Here is a 20290-nt window from a genome sequence, read left to right as displayed (position 1 = left end):
GCCCGCCGGGCCCCCCCGGGGGGCCCCCCCCGGGGGGCCCCCCCGGGGGGGCCCCCCCCCGCCGGGGGGGGGGGCCCCCCCCCCCCCCCCGGGGGGCCCCGGGGGGGGGCGGGCGCCCCCCCGCCGGGCCGGTCCCGCCGCCGGGCGGCGGGACCGGTCACACGGAGCCGACGAGGGCTACTCGAGCAGCTCCGCGTACGTGCCCATGGCGAGGGCGATGTCCGCCTGCGCCCAGAAGCGGTGGTAGGTGAAGGTGGGCGCGGCACCGCCCGCGAGGTAGCTCTCGATCTTCGACCAGGCGGGGTCGTCCTGGTAGAAGGAGCGGATCGAGGAGAAGGTCGACGACGAGTCGATGGTGTCGCCGTTCGGCATGGTGCCGGTCCAGCCCTCCGGTACGTGCACCGGGTCGTCGAAGCGGCTGTAGTCGGCGCGGGTCTCCGGGACGGCGATGCCGAGCGCGTCCTGGTTGTTCTCCCACATGCCGTCGAGGAGGGCCTTGGCGGTCGCCGCCGCCTCCGTGTCGCCCGAGCGGTCGGCGTAGTACGTCAGGGTCTTGGCGTACGCCGCCGCCACACCGACGTCGTTCGTGTAGTCCACGACGGTGACGTGCAGGCCGGCGTTGTCACCGGGGGAGGCCGCGTTCCAGGTGTCCGGCTGCCCCGACCACTTCAGCGTCGAGGGCATCCGGAAGCTGCCGTCCGGGTTGACCGTCGTCTCCGACAGCGCCCAGTCGACCCACTTGTCCAGGACCTCCTTCGCCCGCGCGTCGCCGCTCTGCCGGTAGTACTCGGCGACCCGTTCCATGGACCAGGCCTGGAAGCCGAACCACTGGTTGGACGGCGGGTCGTGGTACACCGGCTTCTCGTCGTAGTACATGCCGTAGAAGGTCGGTGTGCCGGCCGGCGGTGTCGCGTAGCGGCCCGCCCAGCTGTTGGTGGCGCCGCCCGCGATGGCGCCCTCGTCGGACTGGAGCCAGCGGTAGAACTCGATCTGCCGGTCCAGGGACTTGGCCCAGTCCGCCGCGCCCGTCGCCGACCTGGGCTTCAGGCTGTCGTAGGTGCTGAGGGCGTACGCGGCCAGCGGGTTCTGGTAGCCGCCGTGGGTGTGGCTGGAGCCGATGCGCCAGGCCCAGCCCGCCGAGGTGTCGGTGGCACCGCCCCAGGCGTAGTACCAGGACAGCAGGTAGTGCGAGGAGTCCTTGCCGGTGCCGGCCGGGCAGCTCGCCGGCCCCACGCAGTTGCCGACCTTCTTGAAGTACTTGTCGTACATCGCGTAGCGCAGGTAGTCGCCCATCTTGGCGGCCTTGGCGACGGTCCCGGAGATCTCCGTGCCCTTGCCCTGCTCCTTCGCCCAGATGTCCGCCCAGTACGCGGCCTGCACGGCGCGCGCGTCGGCGTCCGGGGCGTTGGTGAACTTCCACTGCCTGGCGTAGGACGCGTCACCGGTGAAGAGGTCCAGGTAGCCGTTCTTGCCACCGTACTTGAAGGCGTCGCAGGTGGGCTGCGGCACCGTCTCCCACACCGACTCCTGCGCGCCGCGCTGGAAGGTGTTGATGTAGGAGGGGCCGGTGTCGGAGGGACCCGCCTCGCACTTGCCGGGCGAGTTGCCGTAGCCGTAGGTGTTGTCGACGTCCTGCAGCCAGTGCATGCCGTAGACGTCGTCCGTGCCGTACGCCGACCTCAGTTCGGCGGCGATCGGGTCCGGGCCGACGGACACGGTGCCGTCGAGCTTCGCCGGGTACTCCTCGGGCGTGTCCAGCTCAGGGGCGTAGGTGGCCGGCTTGGACGCGTTGTAGGAGGAGTTGGTGGGCTGGTCGGCGTGCGTGGGGATCATGTACTTCTCCATGATCTCCCAGGCGCCGTTGAACCTGGACCAGTCGCCGGTCACCTTGCCGTACATGGCCTGGAGCCACAGCAGGTAGCTGTACGCCTCGGACGTGGTCTCGTGGCCGTGGTCCGGTGCCTCGACGATGAGCGTCTCGACCGAGTGGTACGGGATGCCCTCCGGGGAGAAGTAGCCGCTCGCCGGGTCGGTGATCTTGCCGTAGAGCTCCAGGAAGCGGGCGTCGTACTCCTTCGCCGCCGCCAGCTGGGTCACCGTCACCGTGGCCTTGCCGTGGCCCGGGGCCGTCGACTCGAAGACCGCCGAGCCGGTGCCGGAGGCGTCGGCGGCCACGGTCACCTTCTGGGCGGTGTCCCAGTTCGAGGGGGTGAAGGTGAGGCTCGCCCCGCCGGTGACGGACAGGCCGGCGTTGCCGCTCGCCCGCGCCGTCGTCACCGTCACGTCCGCGGCCGGCTGCTTGGACAGCCTGACCTCGTAGGTGCCCGACTCGCCCTGCTGGACGCCCAGTTGGGAGGGAGAGGCGACCACGGTCGGTCCCGAGGCGACCGTGATGCCGACCGGGACGGAGGCGGCGGAGGCGCCCGTGCTGTCGTAGGCCTTCGCCACCAGGGAATGACTGCCCACGGTCAAACCAGTGGCCGCGTGCGTGTAGGGCGCGCTGGTGTCGGTGCCCAGCAGGGTGGTGTCGTCGTAGAACTCCACCTTGCTGATCGTGGCGTCGTCGGCGGCCGCGGCCGTGGCGGCCAGGGGCACCGTCTCTCCCCGCGTGTACACGGCGCCCGGCTCCGGGCTGGTCAGCACGGTGACCGGCGGCTGGTGCGCGCCGGTGCACGGGGTGCCGTTGACCGCGAAATCCGTCGGCGCGGTGTTGGTGCCGCTGTAGGTGAACTGCCCGCCGGCGGAGACGGCGGCGCCGGCCGCGATGCGCGCGTTGTGCGGGGCGTTCTTCACGGTGACCGTCCGGCCGGACTGGGACCAGGCGCCGTTCCAGCCGTTGGCCAGCTTCTGGTCGCCCGTGTAGGAGTAGGTCAGCGTCCAGCCGTCGATGGCGTCGGCGCCGCGGTTGGTGAGGGTCAGGTCGGCGGTGAAGCCGGAGCCCCAGTCGTTGGTCCGGTAGTCGACGCTGCACCGGACCGCCGCCGCCTGGGCGGGGGCCGTGCCGACGCCGATCATGGTGAGGGGGAGTGCGAGGGCCGCCGCGGCGGCCGTCCACAGGCGCCGTCTGCCGCGGCGTCCTGGTCTGTGTCCGGGATGCATGGTGCTGGTTCCTCCTTGCGGCTCGCGAAGAGGGGTGGGGGGGATGGGGGGAAGCGTCAAGCCTTGAACCAGCGGGAGCGCTCCCATAGTGAAGAGGGGGTTCCGGGCGGTCAAGATGTGTGAAGAGTCGAAAAGATTCGACAGGGTTCGTTGGGCGGCATGGGGCGAAAGTCGGCAACTCCTCTGTTCTTTACCGACACTTGGCGCTACCTTCACTTCACCAGTGGGAGCGGTTCCACCAGTCGGCGCGCCCGTCGTGGCGCGCCCCGGCTGCAAGGACTCGCTCATGCGACACCCCCCGTTCCACCCTCCGCGCCCAGGACGTCCGGCCGCCGTCGCGGCCGGTCCGGCGCGCGACGGGCCGACGTACCGGTGCACAGCTCCACCCGTGGTCAGCCTCTTCCCGCACGCAGGCCGCTCCTGCCTCCGGCCGCGACGGCAGCCCCATGCCGTCCGGCGGTGGCCGGTGTCCGGCACGCGTGACTCCGTACGACCGCACCCGCACCCCGACGACGGAAGGAAACCCCGCTCATGACCCGTACCAGAACCGCGATGCTCGCCGCACTGACGCTGGTCGCCGGCGCCTCCGGCACGGCGCTCACCGCCCACTCGGCGAGCGCCGGCGCGGCGGCCGCCGCCTGCACCGTCGACTACAAGGTGCAGAACGACTGGGGCTCCGGCTTCACCGCCGCCGTGACCGTCACCAACAACGGCGCCGCCACCTCCGGCTGGACGCTGGGCTGGACGTACGCCGGCAGCCAGAAGGTGACCAACAGCTGGAACGCGAAGGTCAGCCAGAACGGCTCCGCCGTCACGGCGGCCAACGAGTCGTACAACGGCGCGCTCCCCACCGGCGGTTCGGCGAGCTTCGGCTTCCAGGCCACCTACAGCGGCAGCAACGCCGTCCCGGCCACGTTCACCCTCAACGGCGTGACCTGCAACGTCGACGACGGCGGTTCACCCGATCCCGACCCGACCGACCCGCCGGACCCCGGTGGTCCCTCCGGCCGGGTGGACAACCCGTACGCCGGCGCCAAGGGGTACGTGAACCCGGAGTGGTCCGCCAAGGCGAAGGCCGAGCCCGGCGGCGGCCGGATCGCCGACCAGCCCACCGGCGTCTGGCTGGACCGGATCGCGGCCATCGAGGGCGTGGGCGACGGCATGGGCCTGCGCGACCACCTCGACGAGGCGCTGAAGCAGAAGGGGGCGGACGAGCTGTACATCCAGCTCGTCGTCTACAACCTGCCCGGACGCGACTGCGCGGCCCTGGCCTCCAACGGCGAACTGGGCCCCACGGAGATCGACAAGTACAAGACGCAGTACATCGACCCGATCGCCGCGATCCTCGCCGACCCGAAGTACGCCTCGCTGCGGATCGTCACCACGGTCGAGATCGACTCGCTGCCCAACCTCGTCACCAACGTCACCGGCCGCCCGACCGCCACGGCCAACTGCGACGTGATGAAGGCCAACGGCAACTACCAGAAGGGCATCGGCTACGCCCTGAACAAGCTCGGCGACATCCCCCACGTCTACAACTACATCGACGCCGGCCACCACGGCTGGCTCGGCTGGGACGACAACTTCGGCGCCTCGGCCGAGATGTTCAAGACGGCCGCCACCACCGAGGGCGCGACCGTGAACGACGTCCACGGCTTCATCGTCAACACCGCCAACTACAGCGCGCTCAAGGAGGACCACTTCAAGATCACGGACACGGTGAACGGCACGTCCGTGCGCCAGTCCAAGTGGGTCGACTGGAACCGCTACACCGACGAGCTGTCCTACGCGCAGGCCATGCGCGACAAGCTGGTCTCGATCGGCTTCGACAAGAACATCGGCATGCTCATCGACACCTCCCGCAACGGCTGGGGCGGCACCCAGCGGCCCACCGGACCCGGCGCCACGACCAGCGTCGACACCTACGTGAACGGCGGCCGCTACGACCGCCGCATCCACCTCGGCAACTGGTGCAACCAGTCCGGGGCGGGCCTCGGCGAACGGCCGCAGGCCAACCCCGAACCGGGCATCGACGCCTACGTGTGGATGAAGCCGCCGGGGGAGTCGGACGGCGCGAGCAAGGAGATCCCGAACGACGAGGGCAAGGGCTTCGACCGGATGTGCGACCCGACGTACACCGGCAACGCCCGCAACGGCAACAACATGTCCGGCGCCCTCCCGGACGCCCCGCTGTCGGGGCACTGGTTCTCCGCGCAGTTCCAGGAACTGATGAAGAACGCCTACCCGCCCCTGCCGTGAGCGGGCAGGCGCACGGCTGAACCACCGTCGGGACCCGGCCGCACGGCCGGGTCCCGCACGGCGGTTTTGCGATTACGGCAAGGTGACTTGCTTCCGTCCGGCGGGTCGTCGCACCCTGGCGGCACCGCGAACGGAAGGCTGACCGGCATGGCGCACGACCACGAGCACAGGAACGACGACCATCACCACCAGGGGCACGAGCCCGGCCATCACCACGACCACGACCACGCCGGCCTCGACTGGGCCGCGATGGCCCCGCTGCTGGAGGCACAGGCGGAGCTGCTCACCCCCCTGTACCGGCAGGCCCTGGCCTGGCTGGCCCGGCAGGTGCCGGCGCCGGGGCTGATCGCCGACGCGGGCAGCGGCCCCGGCGTCGTCTCCTGCCTGTTCGCCGAGACCTTCCCGGACGCCCGGGTCGTCGCCGTCGACGGGGCCGGGCCCCTCCTGGAACGGGCCCGCGACCGGGCCGCCCGGCTCGGCGTCGCCGACCGCTTCGGCACCCTCACCGGTGACCTGCCGGACGTCCTGGGCGACCTCGAGTACCCCGCCGACCTGCTGTGGGCGAGCCAGAGCCTGCACCACCTGGGCGACCAGCGCGCCGCCCTCGCCGCCTTCGCCGGGCACCTCGCCCCCGGCGGCACGCTGGCGATCCTGGAGGGCGGCCTGCCCGCCCGCTTCCTGCCCCGGGACATCGGCATCGGCCGCCCGGGACTGCAGGCCAGGCTGCACGCCGCGGAGGAGGACGCGTTCGCCGGGATGCGCGCGAGCCTGCCCGGCACCGTCGCCGAGACGGAGGACTGGCCCGCGCTGCTGACCGCGGCGGGACTGCGGCACACCGGCACCCGCAGCTTCCTGCTGGACCTGCCCGCACCCCTCCCCGACGAGGCCCGCGCGTACGTCACCGCCTCCCTGTCCCGGACGCGGGAGCGCCTCGGCGACAGCCTCGACGCCGAGGACCGCGCCACCCTCGACCGGCTGCTCGACCCCGAGGACGCGGCGAGCGTGCACCGGCGGCCCGACGTGTTCGTCCTGCTGGCGCACACCGTCCACACGGCGGTACGGCCCGCGGACTGACGGCGGGGGCCGACGGGCATGGAGAAGGGGCCCGGTCCGTGGTGCGGACCGGGCCCCTGCGCCCTCGCCGCCCGCGTGGGCCGGACGGCGAACGGGGGAGCCGTCAGGCGCCGTTGAACTCCGCCGGGTCCGGGCCCAGACGCCGGTTCTCGTCGAGCGCGCTGATCGCCGCCAGGTCCTCGTCGTCCAGGGTGAAGCCGAACACGTCGATGTTCTCCTCGATCCGCGACGGCGTCACGGACTTCGGGATCACGACGTTGCCGAGCTGGAGGTGCCAGCGCAGCACGACCTGGGCCGGGGTGCGGTCGTGCTTCCGGGCGATCGCCACGATCGCCGGGACCTCCAGCAGCCCCTTGCCCTGGCCGAGCGGGGACCACGCCTCGGTGGCGATGCCCCGCTCCGCGTGGAAGTCGCGGGAGGCCTGCTGCTGGAGGTGGGGGTGCAGCTCGATCTGGTTGACGGCCGGGACGACCGACGTCTCGCCGATCAGCCGCTCCAGGTGCTCCGGAAGGAAGTTGGAGACGCCGATGGCCCGGACCCGGCCGTCGGCGTACAGCTTCTCGAACGCCTTGTACGTGTCGACGTAGCGGTCCTGCGCCGGCAGCGGCCAGTGGATCAGGTACAGGTCCACGTAGTCGAGGCCGAGCTTGGCCAGCGACGTGTCGAAGGCGCGCAGGGTGGCGTCGTACCCCTGGTCGCTGTTCCAGAGCTTGGTGGTGACGAAGAGATCCTCGCGGGCGATGCCGGAGGCGGCGATGGCCTTGCCGGTGCCCTCTTCATTGCCGTAGATCGCCGCTGTGTCGATGCTGCGGTACCCGGCCTCCAGGGCCGTGACGACGGCCTGCTCGGCCTCGTCGTCCGGCACCTGCCAGACGCCGTAGCCCAGCTGGGGCATCTCGACGCCGTTGTTCAGGATGATCGGGGGGACCTTGCTGCTCACGAGCTCGTGATCCTTCGGTTGTGGTCAGGTGGTACTCCCATGGTCAACGATCACGGGGCGCGATGCATTCCTGACCGGAGAAATCATGTCCGGTACAGGGCCTCGACCTCGGCGGCGAAGGCGTTCTCGATGGCCTTGCGCTTGAGCTTGAGCGAGGGCGTCAGCAGCCCGTCCTCCTCGGTGAACGGCCGGGCCAGGATGCGGAAGGTGCGGATCGCCTCGGACTGCGACACGAGCGTGTTGGCCGTGACGACCGCGCGCCGCACCTCCTTCTCCAGGGCGGCGTCGCGCACCAGCTCGGCCGGCGGCAGCCGGGGCTTGCCGCGCATCGCCAGCCAGTGGTCGACCGCCTCCTGGTCGAGCGTGATCAGGGCCGCGACGTACGGACGGTCGTTGCCGACGACGATGCACTGGCCGACCAGCGGATGGTCCCGGACCCGCTCCTCCAGCGGGCCGGGGCTGACGCTCTTGCCGCCGGAGGTCACCAGGATCTCCTTCTTGCGGCCCGTGATGGTGAGGTGGCCGTCCTCGTCGAGCGAGCCCAGGTCGCCGGTGGCCAGCCAGCCGTCGCGCAGGGTCCTCGCGGTGGCCTGCGGGTCGTTGAGGTAGCCCTGGAAGACGTTGTCGCCGCGCAGCCAGATCTCGCCGTCGTCCGCGATGCGCACGGTGACGCCCGGCACGGGCGGGCCGACGGTGCCGTAGCGGGTGCGCCCGGGAGGGTTGGCGGTGGCCGCCGCCGTCGACTCGGTCAGGCCGTAGCCCTCGTAGATCTGTATGCCGGCGCCGGCGAAGAACAGGCCGAGGCGCCGGTCCATCGCCGAGCCGCCCGACATGGCGTTGCGGAGGCGCCCGCCCATCGCGGCCCGCACCTTGGCGTAGACGAGCCTGTCGAAGAGCTGGTGCTGCACGCGCAGGCCCGCCGAGGGACCCGGGCCGGTGCCCCAGGCCCTGGCCTCCACCGCCTCCGCGTACTTCACCGCCACCTCTACGGCCTTCTCGAAGGCGCCGCCCCTCCCCTCCTTCTCCGCCCTGCGCCGGGCCGCGTGGAACACCTTCTCGAAGGCGTACGGCACGGCCAGGACGAACGTCGGCCGGAACGCGGCCAGATCGGGCAGCAGAGCCGCGGCGTTCAGCTGCGGCTGGTGGCCGAAGCGGACCCTGCCGCGGACCGCGGCGACCTCCACCATCCGTCCGAAGACGTGCGCCAGCGGGAGGAACAGCAGGGTCGCCGCCTCGTCGCCCTTGCGGGAGTGGAACACCGGCTCCCAGCGCGCGATGACGGTGTCCGCCTCGTACATGAGGTTGCCGTGCGTCAGGACGCAGCCCTTGGGGCGGCCCGTGGTGCCCGAGGTGTAGATGACGGTGGCGGGCGAGTCGGGCGTGACCGCCCGCCGGTGCCGGTGCACCGTGTCGTCGTCGACGCGGGCACCCGCCTCGTACAGCTCCCGTACGGCGCCGGAGTCCAGCTGCCACAGTCCGCGCAGGCGCGGCAGCCGGTCGATGACGGTGGCGATCGTCATCGCGTGGTCCTCGTGCTCGACGACCGCCGCCGTGACCTCGGCGTCGTGCAGCATCCACAGGCACTGCTCGGCCGAGGAGGTCGGGTAGACGGGCACCACCTGGGCGCCGATGCTCCACAGGGCGAAGTCGAAGAGCGTCCACTCGTAGCGGGTGCGGGACATGAGGGCGACCCGGTCGCCGAAGCGGACCCCCTGGGCGAGCAGTCCCTTGGCGAGGGCCAGCACCTCGTCGCGGAACTCGCCGGCGCTCACGTCCCGCCACTGACCGTCCGCGTCCTTGCGGGCCAGCGCGATGCGCCCCGGGTCCTCCTCCGCGTGCCGGAAGACGACGTCGGCCAGACCGCCCACCGGCGGTGCCGGTGCGGACGGAGGGCTGGTGAACTCGCGCAAACCCCGCTCCCCGTCGCTGGTTCCTGGTGACGTCCCCGCACAGGCGGTGAAAGCTACCCCACGCGGGGCGGGGCCGGGAGGGCCGAAGGGGCCGGGAACTGTGCACAAAGGCGTCGGCCGGCGGGGGAAAATGCGCCCACATGGGGAAGTGCCGGGCACGTTCCCGACGGTCGCGCGGGATTCGGTGGTGTGATCTCCACCGAATCTGTACGACCTTGTTACCGGCGGTACGGTGTCGTCGTGTCCCGTCCTCCTCTCTTCTGCTGCCGCTGCTTCCTCCGGGGCGGGCACGCCGGAGTCCCCGGGACCCCCGGATTCCCGGCCGCCGGGCGGGGGAGCAGGATGGAGCGGGGCACGTGCCCCGCCGGACGACCGTGAACGAGTGAGTGGAGCACCGTGAAACGCCTGCGCTGGCCACGCCGGATACCGATCGACCCGTACATCCTGCTGCTGCTCGGGACGGTGGGCCTCGCGGCGCTGCTGCCGGCCCGCGGGACGGGTGCCGACGTCGCCTCCGGGGCCTCCACGCTCGCGATCGCGTTCCTCTTCTTCCTGTACGGGGCCCGCCTCTCCACCCGTGAGGCGCTGGACGGACTACGGCACTGGCGCCTGCACGTCACCGTGCTCGCCTGCACCTTCGTCGTCTTCCCGCTGCTGGGCCTCGCGGCCCGCGGACTCGTCCCGTCCGTCCTGACCGACCCCCTCTACCAGGGCCTGCTCTTTCTCACCCTGGTCCCCTCCACCATCCAGTCGTCGATCGCCTTCACCTCCCTCGCCCGCGGCAACGTGCCCGCCGCGATCTGCGCGGGCTCCTTCTCCTCGCTGGCCGGCATCGTCCTCACCCCGCTGCTGGCCGCAGCCCTTCTCGGCGGCAGCGGCGGCGGCTTCTCCGCCGACTCGGTGGTCGAGATCGTGCTGCAGCTGCTGGTGCCGTTCGTCGCCGGGCAGGTGCTGCGCCGGTGGATCGGAGAGTTCGTCGCCCGGCACAAGAAGGTCCTCGGGCTCGTCGACCGCGGCTCGATCCTCCTCGTCGTGTACACCGCGTTCAGCGAGGGCATGGTGCAGGGCATCTGGCACCAGGTGAGCCCGGCCCGGCTGGCCGCCCTGCTGGCCGTGGAGGCGGTGCTGCTCGCCGTCATGCTGCTGCTGACCTGGTACGGAGCGAGGGCGCTGGGCTTCGGCCGGGCCGACCGGATCGTGATCCAGTTCGCCGGTTCCAAGAAGTCCCTCGCCTCCGGCCTGCCCATGGCGAGCGTCCTGTTCGGCGCCCACGCCTCGCTGGCGGTGCTGCCGCTGATGCTCTTCCACCAGATGCAGCTCATGGTGTGCGCGGTCATCGCCGGACGCCGCTCGCGCGACGCCCCCGGGCAGCCCGCGCCGGACGGCGACACCCGCGCCCCGGCCGGCACCGGGCGGCGCACCGGCTGAACCGCGGTGCCGGGGCGCGGTGGCGCTGCGGTGCCGGTACGCCGAGGCCCGTCTCAGGTGCCCGGGGCGTCCACCCGGTCCAGGGGCAGCCGCAGGACGGTGTCCCCGGCGGCCGAGGCGGGGTTCCCGGCGGCGATCTCCTCGGCGGACAGCGCCCGGTCCCAGACCTGCACCTCGTCGATCGCGCCGGTGAAGCGGGCCCGCCCGTCCACGCGCTCCCCGATGTGCACGCCGAACGGCGAGTTCCGGCTGACCGAGCCGGGCACGTCCGTCGCGCCGACCTCCGTACCGTCCAGGAACAGCGTCAGCCGGCCCCCGCCGCGCCGCAGCGCCAGGTGGTGCCAGCGGCCGTCGTTGCGGGCGCCCTCGGCACGCACCCACGCCGACCGGGGCGGTGCGGCGCCCTCCCGCGCGCTGATCAGCCCCTGGACGCGGCCGGCGGCCGGCTCGGCGCGCAGCCACACCTGCGGCTGCCGGGGACCCACCCCGCCCATCCACAGCAGCGGCTGCTCCCCGGCGGTGGCCGTGTACCGGAACCGCAGGGACGCCGTGAAATCCCCGGAGCCGAGCCGCAGCCGCTCGCGGTAGGGCAGGCGTACGGCGTCGTCGGCGCCGTCGAAGGCCAGCGCGCCGCCCACCGCGCCGTCCGCCACCGGCACGGCGCCGCCCAGGACGGCCGCGGGCGCGGCACCGGGGGCGAGGTCGGGGGTGGCGGGGTCGGGGCCCCGGCGCGGACGCAGCCGGTCCTCGGTGAAGCGGGCGAAGCGGATCTCGTCGCGGGCGTCGGCGGTCCCGGCCTCGTACAGCAGGCCCACGGTGGTGCCGTCGACGGCCACCATGTCGGAGTAGCCGGCCCAGTCCCGGGTGATCACCGTGGAGCGGTCGACGCTGTCCCAGGTCGCGCCGCCGTCGTAGGAGGAGCGGACCGTCATGGTCCGGCGGCGGTCGGGGTCGGCCGGGGCGGACAGCAGCAGACGGTCACCGAGCCGGAGCGTCGCGCCCTGGACCTGCGGGGTGTAGAGGCCGGGCAGGGCGCGGAAGGGGGCGGCGAAGCTGTCGCCGCCGTCGAGGCTGACGGCCTGTGTGCGGTGGCCCAGGTCGGTGCCTCCCTCCTCCCGTCCGCTGACCAGGAGCGAGCCGTCGGTGCGTTCGGTGAGGGTCAGTTCGGACGGCTTCTGCCGGAAGGTGCCGTCGGCGGCGACGGGCCAGGTGTCGGTGGCCGCCACCTTCCAGTGGTCGCCGCCGTCGTCGCTGACGATCAGTGCCGCGTGGTTGCGGGTGACCCGGGTGCCGTCCCAGGACTCGGCGTTGACGCCGACCACGAGCCGCCCGGCACGGCCGCCGCCGGTGAGCTGGACGCCGTGCACGGGCCCGGTGGCGTACCAGGAGTTCCAGCCGGGCGGCCGGACCTGGGCCGTCAGGTCGCGGGGTACGGACCAGGTGCGGCCGTCGTCGTCGCTGTGCTGCACGTGCGGGGCGCGCTCGCAGGGCACCGCGCAGCCGGCGTCGTCCGTGCGGCCCGCGTTGTACGTCTCGAGCAGGAGGATCCGGCCCGTGGTCCGGTCGACGACCGGCGCCGGGTTGCCGTGGGTGTCGCCGCCGCCGTCGTTGACGACCTGGAGCGGCCCCCAGGTGCGCCCGCCGTCGGTGGAGCGTCTGAGGACGATGTCGATGTCGGCCGCGTCACCGCAGTTGAGGACGCGGCCCTCGGCGAAGGCGAGGAGCGTGCCGCCGGTCGTGCGCACGATCGCCGGGATGCGGAAGCAGGCGTAACCGGGGTGCCGGGACGCCTCGAAGAGGACCTGCTGCTCGAACTCCCCGGCCCGGGGCGCGGGGTGGGCGCGGGCGGGCGGCGGGGCCGCCGCGGTCGCGGCGAGGGCGAGCAGGCCCGCGCAGGCGGCCAGGGGAAGACGCGGACGGGAACGGGGAGCTGACGGCATGAACGGGGTGCCCTTCAGGCGGCTGGAGGCCGGTCGTCAGCACATCACTACATCAGTACATGAGGACGTTTCCGCCGACACCCGCCCGAGGGGGCGGGTACGTGTCGTTCCCCGTGCCCGTCGCGCCCGTCCTGTCCGGTGCCGGGCAAGGCGGGTCAGTCCTGGGCGACGCGGTCCTCGCCGGCGTACACGTTCATGGAGGTGCCCCGCAGGAAGCCCACCAGCGTCAGCCCGGTCTCGGCGGCCAGGTCCACCGCCAGCGAGGACGGCGCCGACACCGCCGCGAGCACCGGGACGCCCGCCATCACCGCCTTCTGCGCCAGCTCGAAGGAGGCCCGGCCCGACACCAGCAGCACGGACCGGGACAGCGGCAGGTCGCCGTTCTGCAGGGCGCGGCCGACCAGCTTGTCGACCGCGTTGTGCCGGCCCACGTCCTCCCGCACGTCCACCAGCTCGCCGTCCTCGGTGAACAGAGCCGCCGCGTGCAGGCCACCGGTGCGGTCGAAGACCCGCTGGGCGGCGCGCAGCCGGCCGGGCAGGTCCGCCAGCAGCTCCGGGGTGACCCGGACCGGGGGCGTGTCGGCGATCGGCCACCGGGCGGTGGTGCGCACCGCGTCCAGACTGGCCTTGCCGCACAGACCGCAGGAGGAGGTCGTGTAGACGTTCCGCTCCAGCGTGATGTCGGGGACCGGCACGTCCGGGGACGTCTTCACGTCCACCACGTTGTACGTGTTGGAACCGTCGACCGTGGCCCCCGCGCAGTACACGATGTTCTGCAGGTCGTCCCGCTCGGCCAGGACACCCTCGCTGACCAGGAAACCGGCCGCCAGCGCGAAGTCGTCGCCCGGAGTGCGCATGGTGATCGCGAGGGGCCTGCCGTTCAGCCGGATCTCCAGCGGCTCCTCGGCGACCAGGGTGTCCGGGCGGGTGGAGACCGCTCCGTCCCGTATACGGATCACCTTGCGTCGTTCCGTGACTCGTCCCATGTCCGCGCCCCTCGTAGCCCTCGTCCCGGCCGGTCCGGTCCGGTGCGTGCCGGTGGCCGGGGCGGCCCCCGGTCGCGCGGGCCGCCGCGGGTCACCGGGCCGCCGTGTGCGACGGGGTGACCTCCGGGGCTCATTGTCCTGCATGAGGAGGCCCGGGTCGCGGCCCACGCAGAAGTACGCGCGCACGACGGGCGGCGAGGATGCTGACCGAAGGCGACAAGGCGGGCGCCCGAATCCTGTCGCTTCACCTGCCGTCGTACTCACCGGTCACTGATCACACTGGTGGATCCCGTCCCCGAGGCAGCGAGGATCCCACCCATGAACGGCACGCGCATCACCGCCGTCGGCCACTACCAGCCCGCCGGGGTCCTCACCAACGAGGACCTGACGGCCATGGTCGACACCAGCGACGAGTGGATCAGGAGCCGCGTGGGCATCCGCACCCGCCGCATCGCCGGACCCGACGAGCCCGTCGACGAGCTGGCCGGCCACGCCGCCGGGAAGGCGCTCGCCGCGGCCGGGCTGACGCCCGCGGACGTGGACCTGGTGCTGGTCGCCACCTCCACCGCCGTCGACCGCTCGCCGAACATGGCGGCCCGGGTGGCGGCCCGCCTCGGCATGCCCGGGCCCGCCGTGCTGGACCTCAACGTCGTCTGCGCCGGCTTCACCCACGCCCTGGCCACCGCCGACCACGCCGTCCGGGCCGGTTCGGCGAGCCGCGCCCTGGTCATCGGCGCGGACAAGATGTCCGAGGTGACCGACTGGACCGACCGCACCACCTGCGTGCTCGTCGGCGACGGGGCGGGGGCCGCCGTCGTGGAGGCCTGCGCCCCGGGCGAGGAGGCGGGGATCGGCCCGGTCCTGTGGGGCTCGGTGCCCGAGATGGGCAACGCCGTGCGCATCGAGGGCACGCCCCCGCGGTTCGCGCAGGAGGGACAGAGCGTCTACCGCTGGGCCACCACGAAACTGCCCGCCATCGCCCGGCAGGCCTGCGAGCGCTCCGGGCTGGAGCCGGCCGACCTCGCCGCCGTCGTCCTGCACCAGGCGAACCTGCGCATCATCGAACCCCTCGCCGCGAAGATCGGCGCCGTCAACGCCGTCGTCGCCCGCGACGTCGTGGAGTCCGGCAACACCTCCGCGGCGAGCATCCCCCTCGCCTTCTCCAAGCTGGTCGAACGGGGGGACATCGGCTCCGGCGACCCGGTGCTGCTCTTCGGTTTCGGCGGCAACCTCTCCTACGCGGGGCAGGTCGTCCGCTGCCCGTGACCGGCCCCGGCGGGGGGTGAACGCCGTCCCTCCCGCCGCTCCCCGCACTGCTTCCCCCGCTGTTCCTTTCCCGGCGCGCGGCGGCTTTCTTTGTCCTCTCAGTGGAGAAAGGTCGCGGCAATTCGTGCGTGACTTCTTCCCACACCCGGCGCCCGCTGCTACGTTCCCTCCGAAAGCACGCCACGGACGTGGCCGGAACCGGCACGCTCATGCCGATCGAGGCGGGGAGGGGCTCGTGAGACGTATGACCGCACGACCTGCCAACGCCCACCAGGCCCGGCTGCTGCGACTGCTGCGCGACGGCGGCCCCAACTCCCGCGCCCAGCTCGGCGACCAGGTCGACCTGTCCCGGTCCAAGCTGGCGGTCGAGGTCGACCGGCTGCTGGAGACCGGGCTCGTGGTGGCCGACGGACTCGCCGCCTCGCGCGGCGGGCGCCGCAGCCACAACATCCGCCTCAATCCCGGACTGCGTTTCCTCGGCGTCGACATCGGCGCGACCTCGATCGACCTCGCGGTCACCAACGCCGAGCTGGAGATCCTCGGGCACATCAACCAGCCCATGGACGTACGCGAGGGACCGGTCGCGGTCTTCGAGCAGGTGCTGACCATGGCCGCCAAGCTGCGGGCCTCGGGGCTCGCGGAGGGCTTCGACGGCGCCGGCATCGGCGTCCCGGGGCCGGTCCGCTTCCCCGAGGGCGTGCCGGTGGCCCCGCCGATCATGCCGGGCTGGGACGGCTTCCCCGTACGGGAGGCGCTCAGCCAGGAACTCGGCTGCCCGGTCATGGTCGACAACGACGTGAACCTGATGGCGCTGGGGGAGCAGCACGCGGGCGTCGCCCGTACCGTCGCCGACTTCCTCGTCGTCAAGATCGGCACCGGCATCGGCTGCGGCATCGTCGTCGGCGGTGGCGTCTACCGCGGGACGACGGGCAGCGCGGGCGACATCGGCCACATCCAGGCCGTGCCCGACGGACGCCCCTGCGCCTGCGGCAACCGGGGCTGCCTGGAGGCGCACTTCAGCGGCGCCGCCCTGGCCCGCGACGCCACGGAGGCCGCCCAGCAGGGCCGGTCCGCCGAGCTCGCGAGCCGGCTGGAGGCAGCGGGCGGCGAGCTCAGCGCCGTCGACGTCGCCGCCGCGGCCGCCGCGGGCGACGCCACCGCGCTCGACCTGATCCGCGAGGGCGGACGCAGCACCGGGCAGGTCATCGCCGGTCTGGTCAGCTTCTTCAACCCGGGCCTGGTGGTGATCGGCGGCGGGGTGACCGGCCTCGGCCACAACCTGCTCGCCGCGATCCGTACGCAGGTCTACCGCCAGTCGCTGCCGCTGGCGACCGGCAACCTGCCCATCGTCCTGGGGGAGCTGGGCCCCACCGCCGGAGTCATCGGCGGGGCCCGGCTGATCAGCGACCACCTGTTCTCACCCGCGTAGACCGGCTCCGCAGCACCGCACAGCACCGCCGTACCGCACAGCACCGCCGTACCAGCCGCACCGCCGTACCAGTCCAGCACAGCCCAGCCGCACAGCCCAGCCGCACAGTTCAGCCGCACCAGCAGCAGTACCGCGCACCCGTACCGGCACAGCCCGTCCGACCGGCAGTCGTACCCGCTCGTCGTACCACCGGCTCACCCGCACCTCCGCTCCGCCCACCTGTTCCGCCCCACCGTGCTCCGCGCTGCCCTGACACCGGCCCGCACGCTCGCCGAGGGGACCACACATGGCACCTGAACCACCGCTGCTCAGCATGTCCGGCATCACCAAGTCGTTCCCCGGAGTCCGGGCCCTGGACGGCGTCGACCTCGACGTCCAGGCCGGCGAGGTGCACTGCCTGCTCGGCCAGAACGGCGCCGGCAAGTCCACCCTCATCAAGGTGCTGGCCGGCGCCCACCAGCCCGACACCGGCACCATCCGGTGGCGCGGCGAGGCGGTCACCCTGCGCTCGCCGATCGCCGCCATGCGCCTCGGCATCGCCACCATCTACCAGGAACTCGACCTGGTGGAGCACCTGTCGGTCGCCGAGAACGTCCACCTCGGCCACGAGCCGACCACCGCCGGCTTCGTCGTCCGCGGCAAGGCGGCCCGCGCCTCCACCGCCGAACTGCTCAAGCGGCTCGGACACCCGGAGATCGCTCCCGGGCGGCTGGTCGGCGACCTGTCGGCGGCGCAGCAGCAGATCGTGTCCATGGCGCGGGCGCTCTCCCACGACGTACGGCTGATCGTGATGGACGAGCCGTCCGCCGCGCTCGACCCGGACGAGGTCGACAACCTCTTCCGCATCGTCGCCGACCTCACCGCCGACGGCGTCGCCGTCGTCTACATCTCGCACCGCCTGGAGGAGATCCGCCGCATCGGCGACCGGGTCACCGTCCTCAAGGACGGCCGGGCCGTCGCCGGCGGCCTGCCCGCCAGGACCACGCCGACCCGCGACGTGGTGACGCTGATGACGGGACGCAACGTCGAGTACGTCTTCCCCGAGCGGCCGTCCGCGCCGCCGCCGGCGGCGGAACCCGTCCTGAGCGTGCGCGGGCTGTCCCGGGAGGGCGAGTTCGCGCCGCTCGACCTGGACGTCCGGCCCGGCGAGATCGTCGGACTGGCCGGACTGGTCGGCTCCGGCCGCTCCGAGATCCTGGAGACGGTCTACGGGGCGCGCAGGCCGAGCACGGGCGAGGTCCTCGTCGAGGGCCGCCCGCTCAGGCCCGGCAGCGTGCGCGCCGCAGTCCGCGCCGGACTGGGGCTCGCCCCCGAGGAGCGCAAGGCACAGGCCCTGCTGATGCTGGAGTCCGTCACCCGCAACGTGTCGGTCTCCTCCATGTCCCGCTTCTCGCACGGCGGCTGGATCGACCGCGGCGCCGAACTGGACGCCGCCCGCACCGCCACCCGGGAGCTGTCCCTGCGGCCCGACAACCCGTCCGTGCCCGTGCGCACCCTGTCCGGCGGCAACCAGCAGAAGGCGGTCCTCGCCCGCTGGCTGCTGCGCGGCTGCAAGGTCCTGCTCCTGGACGAACCCACCCGCGGCGTCGACGTAGGCGCCCGTGCCGAGCTGTACGCGGTCGTCCGACGCCTCGCCGACGAGGGCCTCGCCGTCCTGCTGGTCTCCAGCGAGGTGCCCGAGGTGCTCGGCCTCGCCGACCGCGTGCTGGTGCTGCGCGAGGGCCGCGTCGTGCACGAGGCCCCCGCCCGCGAACTCGACGAACACCGCGTACTCGACCTTGTGATGGAAGGAAGCCCGGCGTCATGACGCAACACGTGTCCCCGCCCCGGGACGGCACCGGCAAGGCGGCACCGGTGGACGGTCCGCCCGCCTGGCGGAGCCTGACGGCCCGCGCCGACCTGCGCACCCTCACCCTGCTCGGCGTGCTCGCCGTGCTGGTCCTCATCGGCGGCATCACCAAACCCGACGCGTTCCTCGACAGCCGCAACCTGCAACTGGTGCTCACCCAGGCGTCGGTGATCGGCATCGTCACCGTCGGCATGACCTTCGTGATCATCTCCGGCGGCATCGACCTGTCCGTCGGCGCGATCGTCGCCCTCGCGTCGGTGTGGGCGACCACGGTGGCGACCCAGGAGTTCGGCTTCGCCGGCATGCTCTTCACCGCGGTCGTCGTCGGCGTGGGCTGCGGACTGGTCAACGGCGTGCTCATCGCCTACGGCCGGATGGTGCCGTTCATCGCCACCCTCGCCATGCTGGCCTCGGCGCGCGGCCTCGCGCTGCAGATCACCGACGGCCGCACCCAGGTCGTCACCGTCCCCAGCGTCCTGGACCTCAGCGAACGCGACTCCTACATCCTGGGCATCCCGCCGCTGGTGCTGGTGTTCGCGGCCGTCACGGTCATCGGCTGGCTGCTGCTCAACCGGACCACCTTCGGGCGCCGCACCGTCGCCGTCGGCGGCAACGCGGAGGCCGCCCGGCTCGCCGGCATCGACGTCCGCCGACAGCGGCTCTACCTCTACCTGCTGTCCGGCCTGTGCTGCGGCATCGCCGCCTTCCTGCTGGTCGCCCTGGTCGGCTCCGGCCAGAACACCAACGGCAACCTCTACGAACTCGACGCCATCGCCGCCGCGATCATCGGCGGCACGCTCCTCAGCGGCGGCCGCGGCACCATCGTCGGCTCCGTGCTGGGCGTTCTCGTCTTCGTCACGATCACCAACATCTTCGCCCTGAACAACCTGCAGAGCGACGTCCAGCAGATCGCCAAGGGAGCGATCATCGTCGCCGCCGTGCTGGTCCAGCGCCGTACCGCGAGCACGACCTGAGGAAAGGGTTCACCACCATGCAGCAACTCAACGCGAGCCGCAGAGGACTGCTCTTCGGAGCCGCCGCAGTGGGCGCCGGTGCCTTCCTCACCGGCTGCACGAGCAACGAGCCCAGCGACGGCGGCGACGACAAGCCGGCCGTGAACGACCAGCCGGCCGCAGACGACAAGCCCGGCAAGCAGGTCACCATCGGCTACGCCGGCCCCCTGGCCGACCACGGCTGGCTCAACGCCATCAACGACAACGCCAAGAAGCGCGCCGAGAAGTACTCGGACGTCACCCTCGAGGTCACCGAGGGCTCCAACGACACCGCCCAGCAGATCGGCCAGATCGAGACCCTCATCAACAAGAAGGTCGACGTCCTCGTGGTGCTGCCCGCCGACGGCAAGGCGCTCACCCAGGTCGGTCTGAAGGCGATGCGCGCCGGCATCCCGGTCGTCAACCTCGACCGCATCTTCAACAGCCCCCAGGCGTACCGCTGCTGGATCGGCGGCGACAACTACGGCATGGGCCTCAACGCCGGGCACTACATCGGCGAGAAGCTCAAGGACAAGCCGAACGCCAAGGTCATCGAGCTGGCCGGCCTGGACAACCTGGAGCTGACCCAGCAGCGCACCCAGGGCTTCGACGACGCGCTGAAGAACTACCCCAACATCAAGAAGGTGGCCCGCCAGGCCGCCGAGTTCACCGTCGAGTCCGGCCAGGCCAAGATGGCCCAGCTCCTGCAGGCCCAGTCGCAGTTCGACGCCCTGTGGAACCACGACGACGACCAGGGCGTCGGCGCGCTGCGCGCCATCGAACAGGCCGGCCGCGACGACTTCCTGATGGTCGGCGGCGCCGGCGCGCTCTCCGCCTTCCAGGCCATCAAGGCCGACCGGGGCGTCCTGAAGGCGACCGTGCTGTACCCGCCGACCATGGCCGCCTCCGCCATCGACCTGGCCCGCGCCCTCGGCCAGGGCAAGGGGATCGGCGGGCTCGCCGAGTTCGAGATCCCCTCGACGGTCACCTGCTACTCGGCCGTCGTCGACAAGGAGAACGTGGACCAGTACATGCCCACGGGCTTCAAGTGAGGACCGCCGCCCCGGCCCCGGTCTGACCGGCCGGGGCGGGGCCCACCCCCCACCGTGCCACCATCA

Annotated in this window: 13 protein-coding genes; 8 read left to right on the top strand and 5 right to left on the bottom strand. The window is 72.5% G+C overall.

Annotated elements, in window-relative coordinates; genetic code table 11:
- Positions 1–177 precede the first annotated feature (177 nt).
- Positions 178–3099 carry a glycoside hydrolase family 48 protein gene (locus ACFYOJ_RS30085; RefSeq protein ID WP_356555258.1) on the bottom strand — a complete coding sequence of 974 codons (2922 nt, stop codon included), beginning with the start codon at positions 3097–3099 and terminating at the stop codon, positions 178–180.
- Between the two features lie 531 nt (positions 3100–3630).
- Here ACFYOJ_RS30085 and ACFYOJ_RS30080 point away from each other — a divergent pair.
- Positions 3631–5358, top strand: a complete 1728-nt coding sequence (locus ACFYOJ_RS30080; RefSeq protein ID WP_356555260.1) for a glycoside hydrolase family 6 protein — start codon at positions 3631–3633, stop codon at positions 5356–5358.
- Between the two features lie 147 nt (positions 5359–5505).
- Positions 5506–6432 carry a class I SAM-dependent methyltransferase gene (locus ACFYOJ_RS30075; protein ID WP_356555262.1) on the top strand — a complete coding sequence of 309 codons (927 nt, stop codon included), beginning with the start codon at positions 5506–5508 and terminating at the stop codon, positions 6430–6432.
- Positions 6433–6535: 103 nt separating this feature from the next.
- Here the strand turns inward: ACFYOJ_RS30075 and ACFYOJ_RS30070 are convergent, their stop codons facing one another.
- Both ACFYOJ_RS30070 and ACFYOJ_RS30065 read right to left on the bottom strand, forming a co-directional pair.
- Positions 6536–7372 carry an aldo/keto reductase gene (locus ACFYOJ_RS30070; RefSeq protein ID WP_356555264.1) on the bottom strand — a complete coding sequence of 279 codons (837 nt, stop codon included), beginning with the start codon at positions 7370–7372 and terminating at the stop codon, positions 6536–6538.
- An 83-nt stretch (positions 7373–7455) separates the two neighbouring features.
- Positions 7456–9282: an AMP-dependent synthetase/ligase gene (locus tag ACFYOJ_RS30065; RefSeq protein WP_356555266.1), complete on the bottom strand. Its 1827-nt coding sequence runs from the start codon at positions 9280–9282 to the stop codon at positions 7456–7458.
- A 396-nt stretch (positions 9283–9678) separates the two neighbouring features.
- Here ACFYOJ_RS30065 and ACFYOJ_RS30060 point away from each other — a divergent pair, with 396 nt between their 5' ends.
- Positions 9679–10710 carry a bile acid:sodium symporter family protein gene (locus tag ACFYOJ_RS30060; RefSeq protein ID WP_356555268.1) on the top strand — a complete coding sequence of 344 codons (1032 nt, stop codon included), beginning with the start codon at positions 9679–9681 and terminating at the stop codon, positions 10708–10710.
- A 53-nt stretch (positions 10711–10763) separates the two neighbouring features.
- Here the strand turns inward: ACFYOJ_RS30060 and ACFYOJ_RS30055 are convergent, their stop codons facing one another.
- Together ACFYOJ_RS30055 and fdhD are read right to left on the bottom strand one after the other, a co-directional pair.
- Positions 10764–12650 carry a sialidase family protein gene (locus ACFYOJ_RS30055; RefSeq protein ID WP_356555270.1) on the bottom strand — a complete coding sequence of 629 codons (1887 nt, stop codon included), beginning with the start codon at positions 12648–12650 and terminating at the stop codon, positions 10764–10766.
- Positions 12651–12805: 155 nt separating this feature from the next.
- Complete coding sequence (gene fdhD / locus ACFYOJ_RS30050; protein WP_356555272.1) at positions 12806–13636, bottom strand: formate dehydrogenase accessory sulfurtransferase FdhD; 831 nt, start codon at positions 13634–13636, stop codon at positions 12806–12808.
- A 318-nt stretch (positions 13637–13954) separates the two neighbouring features.
- Between fdhD and ACFYOJ_RS30045 the strand changes: the two genes are divergently transcribed.
- From ACFYOJ_RS30045 to ACFYOJ_RS30025, 5 genes are all read left to right on the top strand, one after another.
- Positions 13955–14902, top strand: coding sequence for a beta-ketoacyl-ACP synthase III (locus ACFYOJ_RS30045; protein ID WP_356555274.1), 948 nt, complete (start codon positions 13955–13957; stop codon positions 14900–14902).
- Between the two features lie 244 nt (positions 14903–15146).
- Positions 15147–16331 carry an ROK family transcriptional regulator gene (locus ACFYOJ_RS30040; RefSeq protein ID WP_356555276.1) on the top strand — a complete coding sequence of 395 codons (1185 nt, stop codon included), beginning with the start codon at positions 15147–15149 and terminating at the stop codon, positions 16329–16331.
- Between the two features lie 286 nt (positions 16332–16617).
- Positions 16618–18138: a sugar ABC transporter ATP-binding protein gene (locus ACFYOJ_RS30035; protein ID WP_356555278.1), complete on the top strand. Its 1521-nt coding sequence runs from the start codon at positions 16618–16620 to the stop codon at positions 18136–18138.
- A complete protein-coding gene (locus tag ACFYOJ_RS30030) occupies positions 18135–19154 on the top strand; it encodes an ABC transporter permease (protein WP_356555279.1) in 1020 nt (339 codons plus the stop codon). Before ACFYOJ_RS30035 ends, ACFYOJ_RS30030 begins: the two co-directional genes overlap by 4 nt.
- A 17-nt stretch (positions 19155–19171) precedes the next feature.
- Positions 19172–20224, top strand: coding sequence for a substrate-binding domain-containing protein (locus ACFYOJ_RS30025; protein WP_356555281.1), 1053 nt, complete (start codon positions 19172–19174; stop codon positions 20222–20224).
- Positions 20225–20290: the final 66 nt, after the last annotated feature.

The organism is Streptomyces sp. NPDC006384, assembly GCF_042870695.1.
Classification (GTDB): domain Bacteria; phylum Actinomycetota; class Actinomycetes; order Streptomycetales; family Streptomycetaceae; genus Streptomyces.
The sequence above is the reverse complement of the archived record's forward strand: the minus strand, read 5'-3'. Positions and strand labels throughout refer to the sequence as shown.